The sequence below is a fragment of the Chitinophaga sp. genome (assembly GCF_036566945.1).
Classification (GTDB): Bacteria; Bacteroidota; Bacteroidia; order Chitinophagales; family Chitinophagaceae; genus Chitinophaga.
The window spans coordinates 1-7,508 of sequence record NZ_DATCVJ010000447.1 but is presented as its reverse complement, the minus strand read 5'-3'; the positions used below and the strand labels follow the sequence as shown (position 1 = coordinate 7,508).

The 7,508-nt window shown below is 46.0% G+C and carries 8 protein-coding genes; all 8 read left to right on the top strand.

Going from position 1 to position 7,508, the window contains the following annotated elements; all coding sequences use genetic code 11:
* The coding region (locus VIP81_RS13750; protein WP_331961475.1) for a hypothetical protein at positions 1-221 on the top strand (221 nt) is incomplete at its 5' end.
* Positions 222-295: 74 nt separating this feature from the next.
* Positions 296-775: a hypothetical protein gene (locus VIP81_RS13745; protein WP_331961472.1), complete on the top strand. Its 480-nt coding sequence runs from the start codon at positions 296-298 to the stop codon at positions 773-775.
* Positions 735-1,400, top strand: a complete 666-nt coding sequence (locus VIP81_RS13740) for a hypothetical protein (RefSeq protein WP_331961469.1) — start codon at positions 735-737, stop codon at positions 1,398-1,400. Before VIP81_RS13745 ends, VIP81_RS13740 begins: the two co-directional genes overlap by 41 nt.
* Positions 1,400-3,100 (top strand): hypothetical protein, encoded by a 1,701-nt coding sequence (locus VIP81_RS13735; protein WP_331961467.1) that lies wholly within the window; start codon positions 1,400-1,402, stop codon positions 3,098-3,100. Before VIP81_RS13740 ends, VIP81_RS13735 begins: the two co-directional genes overlap by 1 nt.
* Positions 3,101-3,337: 237 nt before the next feature.
* Positions 3,338-3,718 carry a hypothetical protein gene (locus VIP81_RS13730; protein ID WP_331961464.1) on the top strand — a complete coding sequence of 127 codons (381 nt, stop codon included), beginning with the start codon at positions 3,338-3,340 and terminating at the stop codon, positions 3,716-3,718.
* A 12-nt stretch (positions 3,719-3,730) separates the two neighbouring features.
* Positions 3,731-4,159 carry a hypothetical protein gene (locus VIP81_RS13725; protein ID WP_331961462.1) on the top strand — a complete coding sequence of 143 codons (429 nt, stop codon included), beginning with the start codon at positions 3,731-3,733 and terminating at the stop codon, positions 4,157-4,159.
* 1 nt (position 4,160) lies between these two features.
* Positions 4,161-5,414 (top strand): hypothetical protein, encoded by a 1,254-nt coding sequence (locus VIP81_RS13720; RefSeq protein ID WP_331961459.1) that lies wholly within the window; start codon positions 4,161-4,163, stop codon positions 5,412-5,414.
* 175 nt (positions 5,415-5,589) lie between these two features.
* The coding region (locus VIP81_RS13715; RefSeq protein WP_331961456.1) for a hypothetical protein at positions 5,590-7,508 on the top strand (1,919 nt) is incomplete at its 3' end.

Below are 7,508 nucleotides of genomic sequence, written 5' to 3'. Positions count from 1 at the left end.
TTACTGACGTGGACTGCCAGCCTAACCGTATGTACTTTATTAATGAGAAGGAACTGAAGATCTATCGCGAGGGCGATTGGTCTTTCATGGACCGTGACGGTTCTAAGTGGCAGCGCGTTATTGATTACGATGCTTACACTGCGACGCTTTACAAGTATTGCCAGCTTGGTACTCACCGACGTAACGCCCATGGAATTATTCGGGACGTTACCGAGAGCTAAGCAATATTGTCTAGGGCGGCTACAGGTGAATAATCTCCCTGTAGCCGCTCTTTCATATCTAGGATTGGTATTCAATGCCGCTGGATAGTAGGCTTACAAGTCGAGGGAATTTTTATTTCCCTGTAGATGGCCATTTTGTTAGTGAAAAGCAGATACAGATTAATGAAATTCTACAGGACTACGACCCTACGCTTCAGCTACAGTGGATTCCTCCGGATAAGCGATCTGCGGAAGATCTCGCATTTCGAGTTGTCCAATTCCCCACTAATGGGACGGCGCCTTATCTCGTCTGCGTTGCTGAAGAAGCGGATGAACGTCTGCTAGCTCGGGTATTTGAAGCAGACCAGCAGCGTGGACCTAATAGACTCTCGTTTATTGAGAACTATAACAATGCTCGTGAGCTTCTTATTGCTAAACAGGAGCAGGAGCAGCGAGCAGAAGATCATGAAATGGCAGTATCTATTCTGAGAAACCAGAAGTCTTATTATCGTCATGGAGGTGTAAACTTTGAACGTGCAGGAGGTCGCAACTCGGGTAAAACGTACATTTGGTGATGAGTCCGGAGTTCAGGTTACTGATGACGATATCATCCGTTGGATTAATGACGCTCAAGAGGAGATTGTACTTAGTAACGAAGGACTTATGGAGACTACCGCGATTGCGGGAGTAATTCAGAATCAGATGGAATACGATTGTCCCGCTGATCTCTCCCTTCTTCGTACTCTTAAGTACAACGGATTTCGTCTTAAGCCGTTGAGCTTTAATGAGTTTAACGAATACATTGACGGATACGAGTCGTCAACTAGCGCACCTTATGGCCCTGGAACTCCTGAATATTTCATGGTTTGGGACAATAAGATTACGCTGTTTCCTAAGCCTAATGAAACTAACGCTAGTGCACTGAAGATTTACTACGTTAAGCATCCCCTTGCCGTAGTAACTATGGCAGATAACCTGTCTGTCCCTCTTCAGTATCATAAGTCTATTGTTGACTTTTGTCTTCAGCAGGCTTACGAGTTGGACGAGGACACGCAGAAGGCAGTCGTTAAGAAGAATCAGTTTGACGAAACAATGATGAAGCTTAACGACCGTAACAAGTGGACTACCCAGGAATACTATCCTCGTATTACAACCCTGCCCGGGGACGAGAACTATGGGGATTACGGAGGTTACTACTAATGGCAAAAACTAGTGGTACCGCCACCCAGGAGTTTGTAATCGGGCCATTTGCCGGGGGTATGAATCTATACTCTGATCAGGCTATGATTTCCGATAACGAAGTAGTGGATTGTCTTAACTTTGATATTAGTCTGGATGGTAGTCTAGTTTCTCGTCCTCCTTGGTCACTAATGAAGGCAGTACAAACTGCTAGTGGTCTTGGTGGAACAGTTCCACCCAATTGTGATCAGCTCGTTATTGGAACAGGTACGTTTGAATCCAAGAGATTTGTCATTGTTTCTAGCAATCACACTGGTGCTTATGCTGCTTACATTTACTACGTAGACGGTGTACTAGCGGGAACTTTGGCTAAGATTACTGATGGTGTATTTAGTAAGGCGCATCGATACGCTAACTACGTATACCTTGTTCCTGATCTTACACAGGTTGGGGGAGCGCGATACGATCTTACCGGCGGTCTAGTTACTGCTATTGCGTCTATGCCTTCGGGCTATGCTTCAGCTATTTATAAGGATCGTCTGTGGATCGGTGGCCGTCAGAGTATTGCCAATGATTCTCGACTCTACTTCTCCGCTGTAGCCGACTTTACTAGTTGGCCGGGTACTAACTTCTTTGACATTAATCCTGGTGATGGGGATGCTGTTAATGATCTTGTCATCTATCAGGACAATATCGTAATCTTTAAGAACACCGCTACTTACGTATTGTCTTACGATACTGGACCTGCTCAGGCGGTCCTTAATATCATCAATAACGACATCGGAGCATCTGGTCGTAACTGTGTAGATGTATACGAGAACTCAGTTTTTATTCTCAAGTACAATCAAGTCTACGAAATGTCTAACTACGACTTTGTGCGAGTAAGCGTTAAGCTACCTTTTGAATACGATTCCGCTGTAGCTATTGTCCCACCCGGTACCGGCGCCTCTAATGTTGCCTATAAATGGCCTATTTGGCTACGGGTAGTGGGGGATAGGGTAGTAGTTAGGTTTTATAATAAGCTTTATGTCTACCATCTTCGTCTTCGTGCTTGGACTAGATGGCGGTCTGAAGACTTCAATATTAACTATATTGGTCCTATTATGCGTCTGGATAACACAGACGCAGGTGTGCTACAGGGATACGATACTTATGTAGCCGCATCTTGTCTGACTACTGTTCCTGATAGTCAGGGTGTAGGCGTTCCTATTAACTGGAAGATGTATTTCAAGCTTTTCCAGATGAAGGATATGTATGATATCTCCACTGTGGAGAATGGTAATATTGTTGCTCCTAGTACCCCTGTTGATATTGTTCTGTCTATGACTACTAAGCAGTTCAATATCGGATTGAGCCATAGGTTTAAGCGGCTTCTCCATTGGGGTATTGACTGCTACACTGGTCGTTCAGTAACAGGTACTCTGTTCCCACAGTCGGTTACGTTCAAGCCAACGTGGAATCAGTTGTCTACAATGTATTGGCATGATTTGGGTAGTTGGGAGTATCCGCTAACTAGTTTGCCCGGTGTTACGCAGATAGTCCCGGCGGATGCTGCAAAGCAGATTAAGTTTATTAGGTTTCCTAAGTCTCTGAGATTTAGGCTTCTGAAGTTTAAAATTGATCTCGCTACAAAGGGTAATACATCAGATGGTCCCGTTAGGCTATACTCAATTACTGCTTTTGTAGCTGCGAAGCAGCTCGCTTCCAAGGCGGTAAACTAATGCAAAGAGCAGACCATTTCGGTAATCAAATCCTCCCTAACACTAAACCTGGATTCAATTCTTACGCAGCTGGTAAAAAGCATTATGGTGCTGGTCGTACAATGCCTAACATTGGTCCTGTAGCCAATCCCAAGGGATATGCTGAGAGAGACAATAAGGCACAAGCTCGTAAGAATGCGATTATTCGCAGGATGAAGGGTGGGGCTACAGGGAATCCGATGAATAAGGACGTGCTCAATGGCGGATCTTAATAGTCCTCTGTACGGCCAGCGGGATTATCAGATTATGATGAAGCGTAACGCTATTGAGCGTAAGCTTTCTGACGATAACCGTGCCGGCATGACTAAGGCTATTGGGGCGGCTAATAAGTCTAAGAAGAATTCTACCTATAGCGAGGGTAGGATTTTGGGTCAGAAAGAAGGTTTTACCAACTCTGACTTTGGAGTAGGCGCAGGTGCGGCTATTCCTTACCAAGTTGCTAATACAACTAAGACGGTAAAGCCTGGAACTAAGGTTCCAGCACCCCCTAAGAATATTGTTGGGGGAGTGATGCAGTCTGCACCTCCAGCAAATGCTGGGGTTAAGACAGCAGCTATTGCTCGTAAGCTTTCGGCCTAAGTAAGGAGGTTAATGGCAGCAAAGAAGCAGTCGGCCACAGATAAGTGGCTTGCCGGAGATACTACTTATCAGCAGCAACTCGCTAACTTCCTTAAGTCTCAGAAGGATTACGACTCCCAGTATAATCGTCAGACTGGGATTACAAAGCGTGATTATGCTGAAACTACTCGGTCTATGAATAGGCAGGGTGCGCAGGATCGCGACGATCAGCAAAACGATTTTGCTGGACGAGGTATTCTCCACTCAGGAGTTTTCGCTAAGGCACTCGGCGATTACAATACTGAATTTAATGCCAAGCTTAAGAACCTCCAAACTGGGCAGACGGATAAGCTAGGCGACCTTGGTATGCAGCGCACTAATTTTCAGCGTCAATTGAAGCTGGAAAGAGATGCTGCACGACAGGACGCACTTAGGCGACGAGCTGCTAAGTTGGGAATTTAAAATGGCAGAGCCGAGTCCTTGGAATCAGGCCGGTATGGCTAATTCGCTTGCTGATGCTATTAGGCAGCAGGCGAATACTCAGGCTGCACTAGCACAGAATAAGCCTGTCCCTGGTGGACAGAATAATGGTATGCCGGCCGATCCTCTTGAACAGCTTATGAAGCAGATTCAGGGGATTAACGTTAAGTCCACGCCTTATGATGTGCTTATGCAGCAGGCACAAGGTAGTGCAGGCGCACAATATGACCCGCTTATTAAGCAGCTTCAGGCTGAAATGGCGAGGACTCAGCAGCGCGGTACTGCTAATCAGAATACTGCGCGCCAAATGTATGGGGATTTGGCTACAGAGATTGCCTCTGAAATGCCACAGATTACTCAGCAGATGGCAGCTGCTTCTAAGGAAACTGAGAATCGTTATAACGAGACTCAGCAGCAGCTTGCAGGTCAGTATAATCAGCAAGCTAATCAGCAGGCAGAGTTGCTTAAGAAGCTTGGTATTCAGGCAGCTGCTCCAGAAGCCTCACAACAGGCTATGGAAGATCAGACTTATTTCCAGAATCAGAGTAATTCTGAGGAAGCTTCGGCACTTCAGATGCTCCAGGAAATGAAGAATTCTGATCTCGCTTATCAGCGACAGTCTTCTAATAATACTCGTCTTGCTGGGCAGAACGTAGCACAGGATATTGGTGCTCAGCTTGAAGATTACATGCAGAGTGCTGGTGGAAAACTTGCTGGACTTAACGCCGGTAGGGAATCTGCTATTTCTGCAATGCTTGCTCAGCTACAGCAGCAAGATGCGCAGCGAGTTTCTTCAGCAGAAGAAGCCGAATATAAGCGTATGATGGAGATGTTTAATCTCCAGCTTAAAATGCAGGAGATGCAGAATAAGATGTCCGGAAGTGGCGATGGGAACAGCCTCTTCAAGGGCACCAACGGCCCCTCTGGGGCTAGCAATTACCTCGGTGGCATCTACGGTGGCCAGGATACCTTTAGTTCTAAGGCCATTATGGAAGCTATCACAGATGTTATGTCCAGCAAGGAAGCAGTAGCCGGTAAGTATCAGAGTCCTGATATGAAGGACGGGTATAATCAGCCGGTCATGATGGACGTTACGCCTGATTATCTTACGGATATGCTGCGTAAGCGTATGCAGGAGGGTGATCCTAATACTCCTGTAGGAAACACCACGTTTAGTGATTACGATGTTAACAATGCAATCAATGCGCTGCTTGCTTACATGGGGAAGTTGAAGTAATATGAGTCCTTCTAAGGAACCTATCGTTTGGATTGGCGCTGTTATCGCTATCGCGATCGTAGTGCGTGATTATCTTAATGGCGGTCTTAGCATGGACAGTATTGATGCTGCACTTGTGGCTATTGGTGCTGTTCTTGGTCGTAAGCTCGTTTCCCCTGTAGCCAAGGAGTAAATTATGCTTGAGGGATATAAGCCCATTGATTTTAGTAGCACCTTTCCCCCTATGGACCTGGGACAGATGCGAAATCATGTTGGGCTCTCTCAAGCAGCTATTGATATCCTGGCTAAGTCTCACTGGAATAAGACACCTATTTCTAGTCTGCTTAGCCAGGGTCTCAATTCTAAGGGAGAAGCCCCCAAGCGTGAACAAACTCTTTGGGGACGAGTTGTAGACCTGCTTAGCACTCCCGCTTATGCTATTGCTAATGCTGCTGACGATGCACTTGCAGGACACCAAAGTAGTGATACTGATGGTGTTCTTAATGATGCCAAGGAAATTGCAGGCGGTATCTTTAGTGGTGGAGCTAGGGGAGTAGGCACAGGACTTAGAGGTGCAATGGGTGATGCAGTAGGTATGGATCCTACTGATCCCCAGGATAAGCAATATCTCGGTGATTTCCTTATTCGCCTTGATACTCATATGTCTGCTGAAGATGCTATGAAGCCCGAAAATCTTGAAGAAGTTCGGGCACGTCTTCGTGAGAAGAAGATTAACCAGTTTAACGACGAAGACGAAAACAAGTATTTCTACGACTTTGATAAGAAGGCCGTAGACGTTACTGACGAGAAGATCCAAGACTATTTTCAGCGGATGCATATTTATGGTCTTGGTGCTTCTATGGTGGCCGACCCGACTAACCTCATTACTGGTTGGTCTAAGCCTGCTGCTATTGCAGGTAAGGGTGCAGAAATTCCCGGTGAACTTGTTACCGGGAGCAAGAATATTTACGAAGGTTTCAAGGGCGTACCCGAGGGTACAATCACTAATACCAAGGAATCCTTTGGACCCGTAGTTACAGGTAAGGCACCTGGCAGCTATAAGGTCAGTATTGATCCTGGATCTGTTCAGAATAAGATTATCAATCCCGCGGGAACTGGTCTTATTAAGCCGCCTGAGTGGTTTAATTTCCCCAAGTCTGCTGCGGAAATGACTACTACTCCTCCTGTAGCCAATATTCTTGATTCTGCTGCACCTACTGTAGCTAAGGGTCCAGAAGTAAATACAGTAGACCCATTTGATGAAATGCTTAATAGTTGGGCTCCTGGTGAAGCTGTCCAGGCAGAACGACAGGCTAAGCCTCATCAGGATATTTTCCCTGCTCCGCGTGTTCCTGATGCACAGATGCGTATTGCAAATTCTCTTAGTACCCAGCCTGCTGTTACTAAACTTACTGGTGACTTGCTTAGGCGTGCGGCTACAGGGGAGAAGAATTGGGCTATTAACCTTTCTAATCGTCTTGCTACTAAGTATCCTGGTGTTAAGTTTCCTCAGACTAACGCGCTCATTGAGCGTATTAGTGAGATCCCTGATTTCACACGGCGTCTTAATATTCCGGCAGAGCGCAAGAAGATTGTTGAAGCATTCGGACGTACTATTAGTGCCGATGCTGAGGCAATGAAGGTTCCGACTAAAATTCGTGCTGCTGAAGTTATTATCAATGATGTAGCTGGTAACCCTGTAGCGCTTAATCGACTTGTCGAAGGTGCTAAGGGAGCAGCTATTCCAGTAGGTAAGAACCCTACTCGGGATGCTGGTATTATTGATGACGTTGTAGAACAGTTTGAGCCCCAGCTTAGTCTTAAGACTATTCCGTCCGGTATTAAGGATGCTGCTAAGTACAAGGCAGCTATGACTAAGCATGGTTCTTTTACTGGTCCCAAGCAGGTTAACGTTTGGAACGCACTTACTTCTAAGCATCTGGTTAATGTTAAGAGTCCTGCTCGATTTGCTAAGGCACTTAATCTCCTGCGTCAGGTTGAGTCTAAGTTTATGTCCATGGGACATATTCCTATGTCTTCAACTCCGAAGGCAGGAGGTTCTGTACCGCTTAGGCTTAGTCAGATTCTTGACGCTATTGGTCCTGAAGCTGCCGC

What these genes read in the sequence shown, in the direction of transcription:
- VIP81_RS13720 (WP_331961459.1), top strand. Translation starts at nt 4,161, where the DNA reads ATGGCAGAGCCGAGTCCTTGGAATCAGGCCGGTATGGCTAATTCGCTT.
- VIP81_RS13735 (WP_331961467.1), top strand. Translation starts at nt 1,400, where the DNA reads ATGGCAAAAACTAGTGGTACCGCCACCCAGGAGTTTGTAATCGGGCCA.
- VIP81_RS13725 (WP_331961462.1), top strand. Translation starts at nt 3,731, where the DNA reads ATGGCAGCAAAGAAGCAGTCGGCCACAGATAAGTGGCTTGCCGGAGAT.
- VIP81_RS13730 (WP_331961464.1), top strand. Translation starts at nt 3,338, where the DNA reads ATGGCGGATCTTAATAGTCCTCTGTACGGCCAGCGGGATTATCAGATT.
- VIP81_RS13745 (WP_331961472.1), top strand. Translation starts at nt 296, where the DNA reads ATGCCGCTGGATAGTAGGCTTACAAGTCGAGGGAATTTTTATTTCCCT.